At 69.5% G+C, this 18,090-nt stretch carries 18 protein-coding genes and 1 riboswitch; of the genes, 8 read left to right on the forward strand and 10 right to left on the reverse strand.

Annotation, left to right across the window (positions count from 1 at the left end; translation table 11 throughout):
* Positions 1-128: 128 nt before the first annotated feature.
* The 4 genes from ACIBB8_RS28770 to ACIBB8_RS28785 form a co-directional block, all read right to left on the reverse strand.
* On the reverse strand, positions 129-1,001 hold the full coding sequence (locus tag ACIBB8_RS28770) for a ketose-bisphosphate aldolase (protein WP_398956961.1): 873 nt from the start codon (positions 999-1,001) through the stop codon (positions 129-131).
* A 79-nt stretch (positions 1,002-1,080) separates the two neighbouring features.
* Positions 1,081-2,007, reverse strand: a complete 927-nt coding sequence (locus tag ACIBB8_RS28775) for a 1-phosphofructokinase family hexose kinase (RefSeq protein ID WP_398957030.1) — start codon at positions 2,005-2,007, stop codon at positions 1,081-1,083.
* 169 nt (positions 2,008-2,176) lie between these two features.
* Complete coding sequence (gene nagA / locus ACIBB8_RS28780) at positions 2,177-3,331, reverse strand: N-acetylglucosamine-6-phosphate deacetylase (protein WP_398956963.1); 1,155 nt, start codon at positions 3,329-3,331, stop codon at positions 2,177-2,179.
* Positions 3,331-4,263, reverse strand: coding sequence for an ROK family protein (locus ACIBB8_RS28785; protein WP_398956965.1), 933 nt, complete (start codon positions 4,261-4,263; stop codon positions 3,331-3,333). Before ACIBB8_RS28785 ends, nagA begins: the two co-directional genes overlap by 1 nt.
* A 243-nt stretch (positions 4,264-4,506) precedes the next feature.
* Between ACIBB8_RS28785 and ACIBB8_RS28790 the strand changes: the two genes are divergently transcribed.
* Positions 4,507-4,800, forward strand: a complete 294-nt coding sequence (locus tag ACIBB8_RS28790; RefSeq protein ID WP_359110561.1) for a DUF3263 domain-containing protein — start codon at positions 4,507-4,509, stop codon at positions 4,798-4,800.
* Positions 4,801-4,902: 102 nt separating this feature from the next.
* On the forward strand, positions 4,903-5,802 hold the full coding sequence (otsB, locus tag ACIBB8_RS28795) for a trehalose-phosphatase (protein ID WP_398956968.1): 900 nt from the start codon (positions 4,903-4,905) through the stop codon (positions 5,800-5,802).
* 9 nt (positions 5,803-5,811) lie between these two features.
* Here the strand turns inward: otsB and ACIBB8_RS28800 are convergent, their stop codons facing one another.
* Both ACIBB8_RS28800 and ACIBB8_RS28805 read right to left on the reverse strand, forming a co-directional pair.
* Positions 5,812-7,203, reverse strand: a complete 1,392-nt coding sequence (locus ACIBB8_RS28800; protein ID WP_398956969.1) for a trehalose-6-phosphate synthase — start codon at positions 7,201-7,203, stop codon at positions 5,812-5,814.
* Between the two features lie 54 nt (positions 7,204-7,257).
* Entirely contained in the window at positions 7,258-8,208 is a 951-nt protein-coding gene (locus tag ACIBB8_RS28805; RefSeq protein ID WP_398956971.1) for a glucosyl-3-phosphoglycerate synthase, read from the reverse strand.
* Between the two features lie 152 nt (positions 8,209-8,360).
* Positions 8,361-8,487, forward strand: a riboswitch (SAM riboswitch).
* A gap of 17 nt (positions 8,488-8,504) precedes the next feature.
* On the opposite strand from ACIBB8_RS28805, the gene thrC reads away from it, so the two are divergent.
* The 4 genes from thrC to groL all read left to right on the forward strand — a co-directional run bounded on the left by thrC (position 8,505) and on the right by groL (position 12,705).
* Entirely contained in the window at positions 8,505-9,806 is a 1,302-nt protein-coding gene (gene thrC, locus ACIBB8_RS28810) for a threonine synthase (protein ID WP_398956974.1), read from the forward strand.
* A 33-nt stretch (positions 9,807-9,839) separates the two neighbouring features.
* Positions 9,840-10,118 carry a MoaD/ThiS family protein gene (locus ACIBB8_RS28815; protein ID WP_093895830.1) on the forward strand — a complete coding sequence of 93 codons (279 nt, stop codon included), beginning with the start codon at positions 9,840-9,842 and terminating at the stop codon, positions 10,116-10,118.
* A 432-nt stretch (positions 10,119-10,550) separates the two neighbouring features.
* Positions 10,551-10,757, forward strand: a complete 207-nt coding sequence (locus ACIBB8_RS28820) for a cold-shock protein (RefSeq protein WP_003967346.1) — start codon at positions 10,551-10,553, stop codon at positions 10,755-10,757.
* A gap of 325 nt (positions 10,758-11,082) precedes the next feature.
* Positions 11,083-12,705 carry a chaperonin GroEL gene (groL, locus tag ACIBB8_RS28825; protein WP_398956976.1) on the forward strand — a complete coding sequence of 541 codons (1,623 nt, stop codon included), beginning with the start codon at positions 11,083-11,085 and terminating at the stop codon, positions 12,703-12,705.
* An 85-nt stretch (positions 12,706-12,790) separates the two neighbouring features.
* Here the strand turns inward: groL and ACIBB8_RS28830 are convergent, their stop codons facing one another.
* From ACIBB8_RS28830 to ACIBB8_RS28845, 4 genes are all read right to left on the reverse strand, one after another.
* Positions 12,791-12,865, reverse strand: coding sequence for a 50S ribosomal protein bL37 (locus ACIBB8_RS28830; RefSeq protein WP_099504217.1), 75 nt, complete (start codon positions 12,863-12,865; stop codon positions 12,791-12,793).
* A 189-nt stretch (positions 12,866-13,054) separates the two neighbouring features.
* On the reverse strand, positions 13,055-13,195 hold the full coding sequence (locus ACIBB8_RS28835) for a hypothetical protein (RefSeq protein WP_398956978.1): 141 nt from the start codon (positions 13,193-13,195) through the stop codon (positions 13,055-13,057).
* Positions 13,196-13,524: 329 nt separating this feature from the next.
* Complete coding sequence (locus ACIBB8_RS28840; protein WP_398956980.1) at positions 13,525-14,757, reverse strand: hypothetical protein; 1,233 nt, start codon at positions 14,755-14,757, stop codon at positions 13,525-13,527.
* A gap of 508 nt (positions 14,758-15,265) precedes the next feature.
* On the reverse strand, positions 15,266-16,492 hold the full coding sequence (locus ACIBB8_RS28845) for a hypothetical protein (protein ID WP_398956982.1): 1,227 nt from the start codon (positions 16,490-16,492) through the stop codon (positions 15,266-15,268).
* A gap of 263 nt (positions 16,493-16,755) precedes the next feature.
* Here ACIBB8_RS28845 and ACIBB8_RS28850 point away from each other — a divergent pair, with 263 nt between their 5' ends.
* On the forward strand, positions 16,756-17,724 hold the full coding sequence (locus tag ACIBB8_RS28850) for a LuxR C-terminal-related transcriptional regulator (RefSeq protein WP_398956984.1): 969 nt from the start codon (positions 16,756-16,758) through the stop codon (positions 17,722-17,724).
* 71 nt (positions 17,725-17,795) lie between these two features.
* On the forward strand, positions 17,796-18,074 hold the full coding sequence (locus tag ACIBB8_RS28855; RefSeq protein ID WP_398956986.1) for a hypothetical protein: 279 nt from the start codon (positions 17,796-17,798) through the stop codon (positions 18,072-18,074).
* Positions 18,075-18,090: the final 16 nt, after the last annotated feature.

The raw sequence follows: 18,090 nt of genomic DNA on the forward strand, positions 1-18,090 counted from the left end.
GCCCTACGCCTTTCTCCGAACCGCGACCGGTTCCGAGAAAGGCGTAGGGCAGATCTTCTGTGCCGGCCGCCTCGTGGCGCCTCAGAGCCTGTCGGGTGACCTTCGATCAGAGGTCACCCGACAGGCTCTCAGCCCATCAGTGCCAGGAACCCCGCCACCGTCGTGGCCATCGCCTCACGGCCCGGGACGATGTACTTGCGTGGGTCGACGCCCGTCGGGTTCTCGGCCAGGTACGCGCGCACCGCGCCGGTGAACGCCGTGTTCAGCGCCGTACCCACGTTGATCTTGCGCATGCCCGAGGCGACCGCCTGGCGGATCTCCTCGTCCGGGACGCCGCTGGAGCCGTGCAGCACCAGCGGGACCGGGACCGCGTCGCGCAGCCGGCCGATCAGGGCGTGGTCCAGGGCGGCGGTGCGCTCCGTCATCGCGTGCGAGGAGCCGACCGCGACGGCCAGCGCGTCGACGCCGGTCGCCGCGGCGTAGGCGGCGGCCTCGGCCGGGTCGGTCCGGACGCCGGGGGCGTGGGCGTCGAGCGGGGCCTCGCCCTCCTTGCCGCCGACCTTGTCTGTGTCCTTCCCGCCCACCCGGCCCAGCTCTGCCTCGATCCAGATCCCGCGCTCGTGGCCCCAGGCGACCGCGTCGGCCGTGGCCCGCACGTTCTCCTCGTAGGTCAGCTTCGAGGCGTCGAACATCACCGAGCCGAAGCCCTCGTCGTGCGCCTGGTGCAGCAGTTCCACGGACTCGACGTGGTCCAGGTGGAGCGCGAGCGGCGCGTGGGACGCGCGGGCGACGGCGGCGGTCGCGGCGGCGATGGCGGAGAGCCGACCGCCGTGGAACTTCACGGCGTTCTCGGAGATCTGCAGGATGGCGGGCGCCCCGGCGCGTTCCGCGCCCGCGGCGATGGCCTCCGCGTGCTCCAGTGTGATGACGTTGAAGGCGGCGACTGAGCGTCCGTCGGCCTGGGCGGCCGAGACGAGTTCACCGGTGCTGACGAGCGGCATGCTGCCCCCTGGGACTTCGTGTGGTGCGGGATGATCCGGGACGGTGCCGGGCGCGCGATGCGGGCTGGTTCCGCGCCGCTCAGACCGCCGGTACTTGTTCCTCGATGCCGACGCGCGGCAGCAGCTCCTCGTACGCCGCCCGGTCGAACTCCCCGGCCGCCGGCGCCAGCACCGTCGCCGTTGACAGTGCCACCGCCCTGCGCAGCCGGTCCGGCCAGCTCAGCCCCTCGACGAGACCGGACAGCAGCCCGGCCACGGCGGAGTCGCCCGCTCCGGTGGGGTTGCCCGCGACCCGGTCCGGCGGCGCCGCCCGCCAGGCGCCCTCGGGTGTGACGGCGAGCATGCCGTCCGCGCCGAGCGAGGCGATCACGCCGTGCGCGCCCCGGCGGCGGGCGTCATGGGTGGCGCGCAGCGGGTCGCGGGAGCCGGTGAGCTGGGCGAGCTCGTCGGCGTTCGGCTTGATCAGGTCGGGGCGGGCGGCTATGCCCCGGCGCAGCGGTTCGCCGCTGGTGTCGAGGAGCACGGGGACCTCGGCGGCCCGGGCGATGCGGACCAGTTCGGCGTAGGCGCCGACGTGGATGCCGGGCGGCAGGCTGCCGCAGAGTGCGACCGCGTCCGCGCCGGCGAGGAGCTTCTCGTACGTGGCGAGGAAAGTGGTCCACTCGTCGGCGCTGACGAGTGGGCCGGGTTCGTTGAGCTGGGTGGTGTCGCCGGTGGACGCGTCGACGACCGCGATGGTGCGGCGGGTGTTCCCGGCGACGGGAACGAGTGCGTCGCGCGGCGGGAGGTCCGCCAGGAGCTCGCGGAGTACGGCTCCGGTGGCGCCTCCGGCGAAGCCGGTGACCACGGTCTCGTGGCCGAGCGCGGAGAGCACCCGGGCGACGTTGAGTCCTTTGCCGCCGGGGCGTTCGGATATGTCACCGACGCGGTGGCTGGTGTGCGGGACCAGCGCCGGGACGCCGTACGTCAGGTCGAGTGCCGTGTTCAGCGTGACCGTGAGGATCACCTCGGTCACCCCTTCGATCCGTGCCGGAGCGCGGATCCCTTGTGCCAGAACGCGCTTTCCCTGCTGTTTACGAAGCGATCATGCCAAAGAGAAAGCGGTCGGCCCAGACTTCCGGGCCAACCGCTGCCTCTTCGTTACGTATTCGCCCCTCTGTCAAGAATGGCTGAAATCACCCGAGTTCGGGCTCAATGACCCATTCGCCCTTGTGCATGACGCCCTTGAGTGCGAAGTCCGCGTCCAGGACCACCAGGTCCGCGTCCTTGCCCGGGTCGAGCGAGCCGACCTTGTCGTACACGCCGAGCAGCCGTGCCGGGTTGGCGGAGATGGACCGCACGACGTCCTCGACCGGGATCCGGTCGAGCGTGACGGCCCGGCGGAACGCGGTGTCCAGGGTGAGCGTGGAACCCGCGATCGAGTTGCCCTCGACGAGCCGGGCGACGCCGTCCTTGACCTCGACGGCGAGCGGACCCAGCTGGTACTGGCCGTCACCGAACCCGGCCGCGTCCATCGCGTCCGTGATCAGCGCCACGCGGGCGGCGCCCGCGTGGTGGTATGCCAGCTCCAGGGCGGCCGGGTGCAGATGTGTACCGTCGTTGATCAGCTCGACGGTGATCCGCTCGTCCTCCAGGAGGGCGGCGATCGGACCGGGATCGCGGTGGGCGAACGGCGGCATCGCGTTGAACAGATGAGTGGCGACGGTGGCGCCCGCGTCGATCGCCTCGACGGTCTGCTCGTACGTCGCGTCGGTGTGCCCGATCGCGGCGATCACGCCGTGCTCGGCGAGCAGCCGCACCGACTCGATGCCGCCCGGCAGTTCGGTGGCGAGCGTGACCATCTTGGCGGTGCCGCGCGCCGCGTCCATCAGCTTGCGGACCTCGGCCGGGTCCGGGTGGCGCAGCAGCGTCTCGCTGTGCGCGCCCTTGCGGCACGGCGAGATGAACGGGCCCTCGAAGTGGATCCCGGCCAGATCGCCCTGCTCGACCAGCTCGGAGAGGATCCCGGCCCGCTCGGCGAGGAAGTCCATCTCGCCGGTGACGGTGGAGGCGACCAGGGTGGTGGTGCCGTGCTCGCGGTGGGTGCGGACGCCGGTGAGGACCTCGTCCACGGTGCCGGAGGTGAAGGACGCGCCGCCACCGCCGTGGTTGTGCATGTCGACGAAGCCGGGGACGACCCAGTGGCCGGTCAGATCGATGGTCCGGGCGCCCTCCGCCGGACCCTCGGTGATCCGAGTGCCCTCGATGATCACCCGGCCGTTCTCGACGGTGCCGGTGGGAAGGACCACCCGGGCCCCGGCGAGAACCGTGCTGTCTGCGCGTCCGGCCATCAGGCGGATACCTCCGTGGAGAGAAGATCCCAGGCGAGCAGCCCTGCACCCAGGCATCCGGCGGTGTCCCCGAGGGCCGCCGGGACGATGTCGGGCAGCTTCTGGAACGTGACACGTTCCTCGACGGCCGCACGGAGTGGTACGAACAAGGTTTCCCCTGCCTCGGCGAGGCCGCCACCGATGATGAGCGCGCGGGGGTCCAGCAGGGTCAGCGCGGTGACCAGCCCGGCGGCGAGCGCGTCGACCGCGTCCTGCCATACCCGTACGGCCGCGGGGTCACCCGATTCGACGGCCTTCGCGCAGTCCGCGGCGTCGGCTTCCGGGACCCCCGACGCGGCGGCCCAGGCGCGGCTGACGGCGGAGGCGGACGCGAGGGCCTCCAGGCAGCCGCGCTGTCCGCACCCGCAGTCCGGTCCGTCCGGCCGGACCACGATGTGCCCGATCTCGCCGGCGTACCCGTGCGCGCCCGCCTCGATGGTGCCCGTGATGCCGATGGCCCCGGCGATGCCGGTACCGAGCGGGACGAACAGGAAGCGGTCGGCGCCCTTGCCCGCGCCGATCCTGCCCTCGGCGAGGCCACCGGTCCTGACGTCGTGGCCGAGCGCCACGGGTACGCCGCCGAGCCGTTCGCCGAGCAGGGTGCGCATGGGGACGTCGCGCCAGCCCAGGTTCGAGGAGTAGACGGCGATCCCGTTCTCCGCGTCGACGATGCCGGGCACGGCGACACCGGCCGCGACGGCGCTCTCGCCGAAGTGTCGCTCCCCGTGGGCGCGCAGTTCCGCGGCAAAGGTGAGGATCGACTCCACGACGGCGTCGGGTCCGCGCTCCCTGCCGGTTGCGCGCCGAGCCTCGTGCAGCAGGGTGCCGTCGGCCCCGACCAGTGCGGCCTTCATTCCGGTGCCGCCCACATCGAGGGCGATGACGTGTTTCACGGGAGACAGTTTCGCCCGAGGAACCCCAATAGGTCTAGTCCACTTTTGCTGTTTGTTGAGGATCCATACAAAAGTGTGGCAAAGCCCCGGACCGTGCCCCGGACCGCGCCTTCGACCAGGCCTTCTGCCGAGCTCGGCAAGCCACGCTTCGCCGTCTCGAAGGGCGTTCGCCGTCGAAGGCGGAGTACACGGGGGAGCGGGTGGCCGGGCAGCGGGTTCGGGGCGGGCGATAGGTTGGCTCATATGACCGCCCCCGACGACGGCTCCGCCGAGGCGGAGCCCCCTGCCGACAGCCCCGCCGGCCACCCTGGCACCGGGCTCTCCGACCGGGAGCGCGCGGTCCTGGCCGTGGAACGGCGCTCGTGGCCCGGCCCGGGGGCGAAGGAGCGAGAGATCCGGGAGGGCCTGGGCATCTCGCCGACGCGTTACTACCAGCTGCTCAACGCGCTCCTGGACGACCGGCGGGCGCTGGAGGAGGACCCGGTGACGGTGAACCGGCTGCGACGGATCCGGGAGGCTCGGCGGGGGCGTCGCTGAACCGGCCCCGCTGAACCGGCCCCCGCTCAGCCGTCACGCTCGCACGCCGGTATGCCACGTCGCCCCGTGCTGTGCCCGGCCGTACGCCTATAGGCTCGGCCCATGGGCAGCAATCCGCACGTACCCGCGCCGAGCGAGATCCCGTCCGAGCTCCCGACCCCCACCACCCCACCCGGCCGAGAAGCCCTGGCCGCGATCCTCGCGTGCCCGGACCGTGCCGTCGTCGCGCTCGATTTCGACGGCACCCTCGCCGAGATCGTCCCGGACCCGGAGCAGGCCCGCGCCCACCCCGGCGCCGTCCCGGCCCTGGCCGCGCTCGCGCCGAAGGTCGCCTCCGTCGCCGTGATCACCGGCCGCCCGGCCGACGTCGCGGTCCGGCACGGCGGCTTCGCAGGGGTCCCCGGCCTCGACCACCTCGTGGTTCTCGGCCACTACGGCGCCGAACGCTGGGACGCCGTCTCCGGCACCGTCCACGCCCCCGCCCCGCACCCGGGCGTCGCCGCGGTCCGCGCCGAACTCCCCGGCCTGCTCGAACGGTTCGACTCCGGGCGCGGTACCTGGATCGAGGAGAAGGGCCGGGCGCTCGCCGTCCACACCCGCCGCGCCGCCGACCCGCAGGCCGCGTTCGACGCGCTGCGCGGCCCGCTCGGTGCGCTCGCCGCCCGGCACGGGCTGATCGTCGAACCGGGCCGCCTGGTCCTGGAGCTGCGCCCGCCGGGCATCGACAAGGGTATGGCGCTCACCCAGTACGTGCGGGAGCTGGACGCCGAGTCCGTTCTCTTCGCCGGTGACGACCTGGGCGACCTCGCCGCGTACGCCGCCGTGGAGAAGCTCCGCGCCGAGGGACCCGACGGCATCCCGGGCCTGCTGGTCTGCAGCGGCAGCGCCGAAGTGCCCGAACTGGCCGAGCGCGCCGACCTGTTGCTGCCGGGCCCGGGAGCCGTCGTGGAGTTCCTCTCGGACTTGGCGCACTGTCTCCGATCGGATCCCACCGAGGCGTGACGGGCCGCGTCACTCCTGCCGCAGTGCGTCCAGCTGGTCCAGGAACCACTGCTGCGGCGGCAGCGCCACCGCCGCCGCGGCCAGCCGCTCCGTGCGCGCGGCCCGTTCGTCGTCCGCCATCGTCAAAGCCTCGTGCAGCGCCGCCGCCGTCGCGGACACGTCGTACGGGTTCACCACGACCGCGTCGCCGCCCAGCTCCTCGTACGCCCCCGCCTCCCGCGACAGCACCAGCGCACAGCCGTGGTCGGAGACGACGGGGACCTCCTTGGCGACCAGGTTCATGCCGTCGCGGATCGGGTTGACGAGCGCCACGTCGGCCAGCCGGTACGCGGCGAGCGAGCGGGCGAAGTCGTCCTTGACATGGAGCACGACCGGCGTCCAGCCCGACGTGCCGTACACGGCGTTGATCTCGTCGGCGACCTGCTGGACCTCGGCCGTGTAGTCGCGGTACACCGCCAGGTCCTGCCGCGAGGGGTACGCGAAGGCGACATGGACGACGCGCTCACGCCACTGGGGCCGCTCTTCGAGGAGCGCGCGGTACGCGAACAGGCCGCGCACGATGTTCTTGGACAGTTCCGTTCGGTCCACTCGTACGATCGTTTTCCGCCCGGGGCCGACCTGCTCCCGCAGTGCCGCCATCCGCTCGTCCACGTCCGCCTCGTGCGCGCGCCCGCGCAAGAAGTCCGCGTCCGCGCCGAGCCCGTGCACCCCGATCCTGGTCCGGCCGGTGCCGCCCAGGATCTCCGTGCAGCAGCCGATGAACGCGTCCGCCCAGCGCCGGGTCAGGAAGGCCGCCCGGTCCGCACCCAGGATGCCGTGCAGCAGCTGCTCGGCGATGTCGTCGGGAAGCAGGCGGAAATAGTCGACGGGCGCCCACGGGGTGTGCGAGAAGTGGCCGATCCGAAGGTCGGGGCGGAGCTCGCGGAGCATGCCGGGGACCAGCGCCAGGTGGTAGTCCTGCACCAGCACCGCCGCGCCCTCGCCCGCCTCCTCGGCGAGCGCCTCGGCGAAGGCCCGGTTGTATGTCTCGAACGACGCCCACTGCCGCCGGAACTCCGCGTCGAAGACCGGTTCCAGCGGCGTCTGGTACAGCATGTGGTGGACGAACCAGAGCACCGAGTTCGCGATGCCGTTGTACGCGTCCGCGTGGATGGCCGCGTCGATGGCGAGCATCCGTACGCCCTGCTCGGCGACCCCGCGCCGGACCGCCTCCCGGTCCCCGTCACCGAGCGCGGCACACACCCACAGTTTGTCCTTGACGGCGCTCAGCCCGGAGACGAGCCCGCCGCCGCCGCGCTTGGCGTCGAGCGATCCGTCGGTGGCCAGGGTGTACGACACCGGGCCGCGGTTGGACGCAACGAGGACCTGGGCAGCGGACTGGGCTTCGTGCTCGGAGACCATGTTGCGGAATCTAGCCCGATCGCGAACCGCCCAAACGTGCGACGTCAGGCCACGTCAGGCCGCGCGCCGCGAAACGTACTCCGTGACCTCGCACATCGGGGGCCGCTCCTCTGTGTCCACCGGATGGGTGCGCGGTACGAAGCCGCCCTCGCCCCGCTCGAACTGGGTCAGGGCCGGGCGTACCAAGTGGCCGCGGGAAAGCCTGAGTTGAGCGGTGCGATAGATCGCCGCAGCCATCCGTCCCAGCGCCTGGCCGTCCTGGTGGCGGTGTCTGCGCACCCCCACGTCGACCTGTGCCAGCGCGTCCAGCCCGACGGTGTGCAGGGCGTCCACCAGGAGGCCGAGTTCCACTCCGTAACCGACGGGGAACGGCAGCCGCTCCAGCAGTGAGCGCCGCACCGCGTACTCGCCGCCGAGCGGCTGGACGAAGCCGGCCAGCTGCGGCCAGTGCAGATTGAGCAGCGGGCGGGCCACCAGTTCCGTGACGCGACCGCCCTGACCTGCGGTGTCGCCCAGGGGGCGGTCGTACATCGCCTTGACGAACTGCACCTCGGGGTCGGTGAGCAGCGGACCGACGATTCCGGAGACGAACTCCGCGGAGAAGTCCCTCAGGTCGGCGTCTATGAAGCAGACGATCTCACCGCTGGTGACCAGGAGCGAGCGCCACAGGACCTCGCCCTTGCCGGGGAGCGCGGGTATGCGCGGGAGTATCGCGTCGCGGTGCACCACCCGGGCGCCCGCCTTCCGGGCGACTTCCGCCGTGCCGTCCGTCGAGCCGGAGTCGATCACCAGCAACTCGTCGACCAGCGGCACCTTCTCCATCAGCTCGACCCGGATCGTCTCGACGATGGCGCCGACCGTCGCCTCCTCGTTCAGGGCGGGCAGTACCACGCTCACGCTCCCGCGCCGCGGATCCCGGCTCTTGGCGGCGACGAGCCGGTCCAGCGGGCGGTCGGCTGCCGACCAGGAACGCCCGGCGAGCCAGCGTTCGACCTCTTCCAGCACGGTCGATACTCCCTGTATGTGATCCATCTCGCGGTTCGGACGACTGCCTCAACCGTCCGGGGCTTCGGTTACAGTCTTGAACAACGCGGATGGCCCTCGCATGTCGGGGTCCTCCGTCAACAAATGCCTGGGTCGGTGATCCAGTGCCATAGCGCTCATCCAGAGGGACTGAGGGAACGGCCCGTTGAAGTCCCGGCAACCCTCCCGCCGACCGCGAGGTCAGGTGGGGAAGGTGCCAATTCCGTCTCGTGGCGAAATGCGCCGCGAGGAAGATGAGGAGAAAGGGCCTCGCCAGCATGGCTGCGCAGACTGTTGCAGTAAGCACCGATTCTTCCACCGGCGCCGTCGACCTCGGCCCCGCAGCGGCGCTCTCCTGCCGCGAGTGCGGAGAGCGTTTCGAGCTCGGTCCCCTGTTCGCCTGCGCGTCCTGTTTCGGGCCGCTCGAAGTGGCGTACGACCTGCCGAGCGGCTCCCCGGACGAGCTGAGGAAGCGCATCGAGGCCGGACCGGACAATATCTGGCGCTACGCGCCGCTGCTGCCCGTCCCCGCCGATGTCGCGGACAAGCCCAGCATCAACCCCGGCTTCACCAAGCTGGTCAAGGCCGACAACCTCGCCCGTGAGCTGGGCGTCACCGGCGGTCTGTACGTCAAGGACGACTCCGGCAACCCGACGCACTCCTTCAAGGACCGCGTCGTCGCGATCGCCGTCGAGGCCGCCCGCGCCTTCGGTTTCACCACTCTCTCCTGCTCCTCCACCGGCAACCTCGCCGGTGCGGTGGGCGCGGCCGCGGCCCGGGCCGGCTTCCGGTCCTGCGTGTTCATCCCGCACGACCTGGAGCAGGGCAAGGTCGTCATGGCCGCGGTGTACGGCGGTGAGCTGGTCGGCATCGAGGGCAACTACGACGACGTCAACCGCTTCTGCTCGGAGCTCATCGGCGACCCGCTCGGTGAGGGCTGGGGCTTCGTCAACGTCAACCTGCGCCCGTACTACGGCGAGGGTTCCAAGACGCTCGCGTACGAGATCTGCGAGCAGCTCGGCTGGCAGCTGCCCGACCAGCTCGTCATCCCGATCGCGTCCGGCTCGCAGCTCACGAAGATCGACAAGGGTCTTCAGGAGCTGATCAAGCTCGGCCTCGTCGAGGACAAGCCGTACAAGATCTTCGGCGCCCAGGCCGAAGGCTGTTCCCCGGTCTCCACGGCCTTCAAGGCCGGTCACGACGTCGTGCGCCCGCAGAAGCCGAACACGATCGCCAAGTCCCTGGCGATCGGCAATCCGGCCGACGGTCCGTACGTCCTGGACATCGCCCGCCGCACCGGCGGCGCGGTCGAGGACGTCGACGACGAGCAGATCGTCGACGCGATCAAGCTGCTGGCCCGCACCGAGGGCATCTTCGCCGAGACGGCGGGCGGGGTGACGGTCGGTGTGACGAGGAAACTGATCGAGGCGGGTCTGCTGGACCCGACGCTCACCACGGTCGTCCTGAACACCGGTGACGGTCTGAAGACGCTGGACGCGGTCGCCCCGACGACCGGCCCGACCGCGACCATCCGGCCCAGTCTGGACGCGTTCCGCGACGCCGGCCTCGCCAACGGCTGACCCGATCACCCGAGACATAAGGAAGGCACCCAGATGAGCGTCAAGGTCCGTATCCCCACCATCCTGCGCACCTACACGGGCGGCCAGGCCGAGGTCCCGGCCGAGGGCTCGACCCTCTCCCAGGTCATCGAGTCGCTGGAGCAGAACCACCCGGGCATCGCCGCGCGTGTCCTGGACGACCAGGGCAAGCTCCGCCGCTTCGTGAACGTGTACGTCAACGACGACGACGTGCGCTTCGAGGGTGGCCTGGAGGCGGCCACCCCGGACGGCGCGGGCATCTCCATCATCCCGGCGGTCGCGGGCGGCTGCTGACCCGCAGTCGGCCCTGCGGGTCACTTCGCAGCGTTACCGGAATTGCCCCCTCTGCAAGCTAAGCGGAGGGGGCAATTCTGCATGGTTGAGCGCGGTAGAGTGGGGAAGTCCCCTCCGCTGCCCGTGCCGACCGCATATGAGAATGCGCCCGCTCGCGACAAGATGCAGCCAAAGTGTTCGAACTCCTTGAGCCGTAAGTGGCCTTTGTCCGGCCCGACTTGCCCTGGAATCGCGTAAATTCCTCATATTCGGGCGTTCGGCGCTGCCCAGAATTCTCGTCCGATTGACCTGTTGCAGAGGGCAGTTGGACAGATACATTCAGCCGCGGTCGACGCGTTCCGGCGCACGCACCCTCTCCTGTCGGAGGGTGAGTTCTGACCCGGGTCCGCGAAGTGCGGTCCTGTGCAAGGGCCAGTAATAGGGGAGTTAGGCATGGCTCAGGGCACCGTCAAGTGGTTCAACGCGGAGAAGGGGTACGGCTTCATCGCGGTCGACGGTGGTGCGGATGTTTTCGTCCACTACAGCGCGATCCAGATGGACGGGTACCGCACCCTCGAAGAGGGTCAGCGAGTTGAATTCGAAATCTCGCAGGGCCAGAAGGGGCCGCAGGCGGACATGGTCAAGCTCGCCGTCGGCTGAGCTCGACGCGGTCGGCCAACGACACTACTCACGCACGAAGGGCCCGTACCCCCGGGGGTACGGGCCCTTCGTGCGTCCCGGAGCCCGCCCGCGACCGCGCCACCGCTGCCCGGCGCCATCCGCGAACTCGAAGGGGCGCTTGCACTCGAAGGGGTCGAGTGCTAATCATTGGGCGTTAGCACTCTGACGTTGAGAGTGACAGAAGGACCGGGTCGGTGAGGCCCGCAGGCCCGGCGGGGCAAGGAACCGTCAGGCACGCAGGCCGTCCGTCGCGGGCGCCACACGGTCCGGAGCAATCCACCCCTGTCCGGGAGGACCACTTCACATGGCCAAGATCATCGCGTTCGACGAGGAAGCGCGGCGCGGCCTCGAGCGCGGGATGAACCAGCTCGCCGACGCCGTCAAGGTGACCCTCGGCCCCAAGGGCCGGAACGTTGTCCTTGAGAAGAAGTGGGGCGCACCCACGATCACCAACGATGGTGTCTCCATCGCCAAGGAGATCGAGCTCGAGGACCCGTACGAGAAGATCGGCGCAGAGCTGGTCAAGGAAGTCGCCAAGAAGACGGACGACGTCGCCGGCGACGGTACGACCACCGCCACCGTTCTCGCCCAGGCACTCGTCCGTGAGGGCCTCCGCAACGTCGCCGCGGGTGCGAACCCGATGGCCCTCAAGCGGGGCATCGAGAAGGCCGTCGAGGCCGTCTCCGCCGCTCTGCTGGAGCAGGCCAAGGACGTGGAGACCAAGGAGCAGATCGCTTCCACGGCCTCCATCTCCGCCGCCGACACCCAGATCGGCGAGCTCATCGCCGAGGCGATGGACAAGGTCGGCAAGGAAGGCGTCATCACCGTCGAGGAGTCCCAGACCTTCGGTCTGGAGCTGGAGCTCACCGAGGGTATGCGCTTCGACAAGGGCTACATCTCGGCGTACTTCGCCACCGACATGGAGCGTATGGAGTCGGCCCTGGACGACCCGTACATCCTGATCGTCAACTCCAAGGTCAGCAACGTGAAGGACCTCCTTCCGCTGCTGGAGAAGGTCATGCAGTCCGGCAAGCCGCTGCTGATCATCGCCGAGGACGTCGAGGGCGAGGCCCTGTCGACCCTGGTCGTCAACAAGATCCGTGGCACCTTCAAGTCCGTCGCCGTCAAGGCCCCGGGCTTCGGTGACCGCCGCAAGGCCATGCTCGGCGACATCGCCATCCTCACCGGTGGCACCGTCATCTCCGAGGAGGTCGGTCTCAAGCTGGAGAACGCCGGCCTGGACCTGCTGGGCCGTGCCCGCAAGGTCGTCATCACCAAGGACGAGACGACGATCGTCGACGGCGCCGGTGACACCGACCAGGTTCAGGGTCGCGTCAACCAGATCCGTGCCGAGATCGAGAACTCCGACTCGGACTACGACCGCGAGAAGCTCCAGGAGCGCCTGGCGAAGCTGGCCGGCGGCGTGGCCGTCATCAAGGCCGGTGCCGCGACCGAGGTCGAGCTCAAGGAGCGCAAGCACCGCATCGAGGACGCCGTTCGCAACGCGAAGGCGGCCGTCGAGGAGGGCATCGTCGCCGGTGGTGGCGTGGCGCTGCTGCAGGCTTCCGCCGTCTTCGAGAAGCTGGAGCTCTCGGGTGACGAGGCGACCGGCGCCAACGCCGTCAAGCTGGCGCTGGAGGCCCCGCTCAAGCAGATCGCCGTCAACGGTGGTCTCGAGGGTGGCGTCGTCGTCGAGAAGGTGCGCAACCTGGCCGTCGGCCACGGTCTGAACGCCGCGACCGGCGAGTACGTCGACATGATCGCCGAGGGCATTCTCGACCCGGCGAAGGTCACGCGCTCCGCCCTGCAGAACGCCGCGTCGATCGCCGCGCTGTTCCTGACCACCGAGGCCGTCATCGCCGACAAGCCGGAGAAGGCCGCTGCGGCCGCTCCGGGCGGCATGCCGGGCGGTGACATGGACTTCTGATCCTGACGGATCGGTAAGTGCCTGTACGTCGGCCCCCGGGACCAGTTGGTCCCGGGGGCCGACGTCATGTCCGGCGCTGGTGCGTTCAGGCGTTGGGGCGCTTGCCGTGGTTCGCCTTCTTCTTCTTGCGACCGCGTCGCTTGTTGCCTCGCTTGGCCATGGCGAATATCTCCTTATGTCGGGATTTGCCCATGCGTCAGTCAGCTTAATACCGCACCCGCATGTGGGGGCGTGGTCTCGGTGTTTGTGGTGGCGCGGCGCTGCTGCAGGCTTCCGGCGCCCGTACGTCGGCCCCGGGACCAGTTGGTCCCGGGGCCGACGTCGTCGTACCCGGCGCTGCTACATGCTGTTACAGCCGCTCGATGATCCAGGAGCAGAGTTCCTCGGTCACGAGGGTGTGGCCCTCGTTCTGCGAGGCGAGCTTGAAATCGTCGAGCTCGCTGTCCTCCGGCGACAGATCGTCGATGGGTAGATTTCGGACAGCGGTCACGTGGCCGAGTTCGGTGGGTCGTCGCTGGTCCGGGTGGTGAGGACGGGATTTCTTGTGCTGCTCCACCCGCGCCTCGGTCTCCCGCACCGGCAGGGCCGGGTCCCCCGCCGCGCGGCGTCTGAGTACAGGCCACGCGGAACGGTACGGACGGGGTCACCGTGCGCGTGATCAAGCCGTCCGGTCCGTGATGGCGCAGGGTCCGAGGGGGCTATCTCTGGCTGATGCTCGCCGGTCTGGGGCCGGGCACCGTAGCCCGGACTGGTCTTGGGTGGGAAGGGTGCAGCCGGGCGGGCGTCAGGGCCCGCCGGGCTGCACCCGGTTCAGAGGATTCAGTTCGTCGCGTCGGGCTTCACGATGTCCGGCAGCTTCGCCTCGAACAGCTCGTCGAGCTTCAGCGAGGGCAGGATGTGGCCCTGGTTGGCAGCGTCATCGGCCACGCTCGCGCCCCACGAGGACGCCGCGAAGCGCTGGTTGGGCGTGCCGTGGTGACCGGGGCTGTCGAAGGAGCAGTCGCCGACCGCGTAGAAGGACTTCTCGGAGCCCAGCACCCGCTTGGCGTTGAGGGCCTCGCCTCGCGAGTGGGTGAGGAAGTACGTGCCGAACGCGTCCGCCATCAGTTCGGTACGGCGGGTGGCCTCCGGCCCGGTGAGCGTGGTGTTGTCGAAGAGGTTGTTCTCGTACTGCACGTGGTGGCCGAACTCGTGGGCGAGGACGGCACGCGGGGCGGTGTCACCCAGGCCCAGCGCCTTCAGGGCCTCCAGGATGCCGTCACCCATGACGATGCGGTCGGAGATGCCTGCCGGCCGCGGGGAGCCCTTCTCGGAGAAGGCGAACGCGTTGAAGGTGAAGATCGGGTTGTCGCCTCCCTGGAGGACGGGGTCGGCGTTGACGAGGCTGATGACCACTTCGGCCAGGTGCTGCACCACCGGCTCGTTCTTGATCCCGAACATCAGTGAGAGGACGCGGGCCACCCGCCCCGGGGAGGAGAAGACCTCGCGGCCGTGCATCGGCACGGTTTGGATGTCGTCGGAGTAGATGTCCCAGAACTTCTTCAGGTCCTTGCCCTCGGACGCCAGCTCGTTGGTGTACTCGCCGTTGACGCCGAAGGTGTTGGACTTCGACTCGCTGCCGAAGAACAGCGCGTCATAGGTGGGGATGTCGAACACGCCGAAGACGTCGAGCCAGTCGCGCAGGTCCTGATCCTGGATACCTGTCCGCAGGCCGCTCGCATAATCCCTGAACGCCGTGTCCCCGCACTGGTAGTCGCCCGGGTTGATAATGCTGTTGCGGAGGTCCGCCCACTGGGTTTCGTGGATGCCGTACTCGGCGGCGGCGGCATCGCGGCGCTCCTGCCAGTCGGCCGGCAGTGCGGCCAGCATCTCGTCGACGAGGGCCTTCGCCTCCTGGGACAGGCGGGAGGTGTCCAGTGCGGCGCTTGAGGACGCGGCGGACGTGACGGCTGCGGACGTCGTGCCGTCAGCGGCCGTGGCCGGCAGGGCGGCACCGAGGGTGCAGGTGGCTGCGATCCCAGCGGTGACAGCCCAGGCAAGGGTCTTCTTCACGGAGAACTCCTTCGTGTGTGCTTGAGCCGACGCGTAGGGGTGTCCCTGCGGAGTGAGGGGCGGTCAGCTGTGTCGTAGGCAGAGTCTGCGAGGAATCGGCGCGCCGAATGAAGAATTCGTGCTGTCCGAATCCGGCATGACAAGGAGGTGACAGGACTGCGAACTTCCGATCCCCCGCCCGGTCCGGCGACCCGGTCGGTCCCGACATCACCGGCGTCAATCAACAGGTGCCCAGAGTGAGCTGGGCGCTGAGCCCGATCTTGTCCGCCTCGACCAACCAGGCGTACTTCACAGCCTGTTCGGCGGCAGCCGGCGTCTCGGCAGGCAGGGGTCGCTGTGGACAGCCCGGCCGCATCGGGAAGGTTCCGCATTCTGCGGCCCCGGGGGAGGCCGTTGGGTGGGAAGGGTGCAGCCGGGCGGGCGTCAGGGCTCGCCGGGCTGCACCCGGTTCAGGGGGGTACAGTCGGGCGGGCGTCAGGGCCCGCCGGCTGTACCCGGTTCAGAGGACTCAGTTCGTCGCGTCGGGCTTCACGATGTCCGGCAGCTTCGCCTCGAACAGCTCGTCGAGCTTCAGCGAGGGCAGGATGTGGCCCTGGTTGGCAGCGTCATCGGCCACGCTCGCGCCCCACGAGGACGCCGCGAAGCGCTGGTTGGGCGTGCCGTGGTGGCCGGGGCTGCTGAAGCTGCAGTCGCCGACCGCGTAGAAGGACTTCTCCGAGTCCAGCACCCGCTTGGCGTTGAGGGCCTCACCGCGCGAGTGGGTGAGGAAGTACGTGCCGAACGCGTCCGCCATCAGCTCGACACGGCGGCCGCCCTCCGGCGTGCCGACCCTGTCGCCGATCAGGTTGTCCTCGTACTGCACGTGGTGGCCGAACTCGTGGGCGAGGATGGCGCGCGGGGCGGTGTCGCCCAGGCCTATGGCCTTCATGGCCTCCAGGATGCCGTCACCCATGACGATGCGGTCGGAGATGCCTGCCGGGTTCGGGTCGCCCTTCTCGGTGTAGGCGAACGCGTTGAGGGTGAAGAACGGGTTGTCGCCACCCTGGAGGGCGGGATCGAGGTTGATCACGTAGATGATCAGGCTGGCCAGGCCCAGCGCCGCCTCGTGGTTCTCCTTCGGGATGCCGTACATCAGGCTCACGATGGGGGCCAGCCGCTCCGGGGAGGAGAAGACCTCGCCGCCGTGCATCGGCACGAGCTGGATGTCGTCGGAGTAGATGTCCCAGAACTTCTTCAGGTTCTTGCCCTCGGCCGTCAGCTCGTTGGTGTACTCGCCGTTGACACCGAAGGTGCTGGACTTCGACTGGCTGCCGAAGTACAGCGCGTCGTAGGTGGGCATGTCGAACACGCCCAGGAAGGAGAGGAAGAAGAGCAGCCCGAAGTCGGCGTCCTGGAGCAGGGTCTTCTGGTAGTCCCTGAGCGCCGTGTTCTGGCACTGGTAGTCACCCGGGTTGATGGCGCTGTCGCGGATGTCGGTCCACTCGGAGTGGATGCCGTACTTGGCGGCGGCGGCATCGCGGCGCTGCTGCCAGTCGGCCGGCAACTTGGCCAGGACCTGGTCGGCGAGGGCCTTCAGCTCCGGGGACAGGCGGGAGGTGTCGAACGCGGAGCCGGGGGCGGCGGACGTGATGGCGGCGGACGTCGTGTCGTCCGCGGCCGCGGCCGGCAGGGCGGCACCGAGGGTGCAGGTGGCCGCGATCCCAGCGGTGACAGCCCAGGCAAGGGTCTTCTTCACAGAGAACTCCTTCGTGTGCTCGAGCTGACGCGCGGGGGTGTCCCTGCGGAGTGAGGGGCGGTCAGCTGTGCGTAAGCAGAGTCTGCGAGGAAGTGGCGCGCCGGTGAAGAGTTGGTGTTGTCCGAATCCGGCATGGCAGAAACCTGACAGGCGGCGCACCCTTGGAGATCACCGGACCTATAGCACCTGCCGTGTTGACACACGCAGAGCACTGTGTCCGACGGCACTCACCTCGTCCGGTCCCCACATGTGATAATTGGCATATGCATTCAATGCATGGCATAGGTATCAGTACAACGGCCGAGGACGTCTACCTCACCCTCGTCGAGCGGGGCCCGATGGCCCCGGCCGAACTGGCGGGCGCCCTGCGCGTGACCTCGCACGCCATGAGTACGGCGGTCGACGAACTGACCGGCCTCGGCCTGGTGGAACGAGACGGCGCACGGCTTGTCGCCCACCCCCCACGTGTCGCGCTCGACCCCGTGGTGGAAAGCCGCACCAAGGAACTGGCCGCGCTGCGCAACGGCGTCGAGGAACTGTCCCGCTTCTGGCGCGACCACCACATCGAAGGGGCCAGCTACATCGAAATCGCCCGGACGCAGGTGGCCCGCAGCGCACTCGTCCGGCGGCTCTACGGCGAGGCCACCGAGCAGATCCGCGCCCTGACCATCGGCTTCACCGGCCGATCGGCACAACCCAACATCCTGGCCCCCGGTTTTCGGGAGGCACTGACACGCGGCGTCAAGTGCTCGGTCGTCTACGGGGCCGATGTGCTGCGTGACAGGCCCGGCCGGGAGGGCGTCCAGACCTCCATCGACCTCGGTGAGCGAGCGCGTGTCTTTCCCGACATCCCGCTGAACATGGGCATTTGCGACGACCGCTTCGCTCTCGTATGTCCCCCTGCGAGTAATTGGGACCGTCGTCACCACATTGTCGTGCAGCGATCGGACCTCCTTGATGCGCTGATCGGCGTGTTCGAGTCGTTCTGGCAGATCGCCGTCCCGCTGCCCACCGCCATCGACACGGCGAATGACATCGGCACAACGGCCACCGCCGAGAACCGTCAGCTCCTCACCTATCTCAGCGGTGGCCTGACCGACGATTCGATTGCCCGCGAACTCGGCGTCAGCGAAAGGACAGTGGCCCGCCGCATCACCCGTCTCCAGGAGGTGCTCGGCGCCCAGACCCGCTTCCAGCTCGGTGTCCAGGCGAGCCGTCGCGGCTGGCTCTGAGGGGGCGACACCCTCTGTTCGTGCAGCTCGCGCCATTCGGGGGCGAAGACCGACCGGACTATGTCCTTGCCATGGATACTGCGTCGGCCCTGCGCGAGCAGCAGGGCCCGGACTTCGTCGTGGCTCCGCTGCCGAGCGTTCGCGGCGAGACGTTGTGCCGGCTCGGGAACTGCTACGGCGTCAGCGTCCTTCCCTACTCGGACGGCGTCCCCGGCGACTTCGGCCAAGCGCTCGCCGCATCGCAACGAGGCCCGGTCCTGGACATGCTGGCCGACAGCCCTCATCGGCGCGTGGGCTCACCGGACATCGGTAGTGGGGGCGCCGGTCATGCTGTCGGCGTCATGCCCTAGTCTTCGCTCACTCGCC

The sequence above is a fragment of the Streptomyces sp. NPDC051286 genome (assembly GCF_044455345.1).
Classification (GTDB): domain Bacteria; phylum Actinomycetota; class Actinomycetes; order Streptomycetales; family Streptomycetaceae; genus Streptomyces.

Excerpts from the sequence above, each read along its gene's own strand:
- ACIBB8_RS28770 (WP_398956961.1), bottom strand. The coding sequence starts at position 1,001 with ATGCCGCTCGTCAGCACCGGTGAACTCGTCTCGGCCGCCCAGGCCGAC.
- nagA (WP_398956963.1), bottom strand. The coding sequence starts at position 3,331 with ATGGCCGGACGCGCAGACAGCACGGTTCTCGCCGGGGCCCGGGTGGTC.
- ACIBB8_RS28790 (WP_359110561.1), top strand. The coding sequence starts at position 4,507 with ATGACCGCCCCCGACGACGGCTCCGCCGAGGCGGAGCCCCCTGCCGAC.
- otsB (WP_398956968.1), top strand. The coding sequence starts at position 4,903 with ATGGGCAGCAATCCGCACGTACCCGCGCCGAGCGAGATCCCGTCCGAG.
- ACIBB8_RS28800 (WP_398956969.1), bottom strand. The coding sequence starts at position 7,203 with ATGGTCTCCGAGCACGAAGCCCAGTCCGCTGCCCAGGTCCTCGTTGCG.
- thrC (WP_398956974.1), top strand. The coding sequence starts at position 8,505 with ATGGCTGCGCAGACTGTTGCAGTAAGCACCGATTCTTCCACCGGCGCC.
- ACIBB8_RS28815 (WP_093895830.1), top strand. The coding sequence starts at position 9,840 with ATGAGCGTCAAGGTCCGTATCCCCACCATCCTGCGCACCTACACGGGC.
- ACIBB8_RS28820 (WP_003967346.1), top strand. The coding sequence starts at position 10,551 with ATGGCTCAGGGCACCGTCAAGTGGTTCAACGCGGAGAAGGGGTACGGC.
- groL (WP_398956976.1), top strand. The coding sequence starts at position 11,083 with ATGGCCAAGATCATCGCGTTCGACGAGGAAGCGCGGCGCGGCCTCGAG.
- ACIBB8_RS28850 (WP_398956984.1), top strand. The coding sequence starts at position 16,756 with ATGCATTCAATGCATGGCATAGGTATCAGTACAACGGCCGAGGACGTC.
- ACIBB8_RS28855 (WP_398956986.1), top strand. The coding sequence starts at position 17,796 with ATGGATACTGCGTCGGCCCTGCGCGAGCAGCAGGGCCCGGACTTCGTC.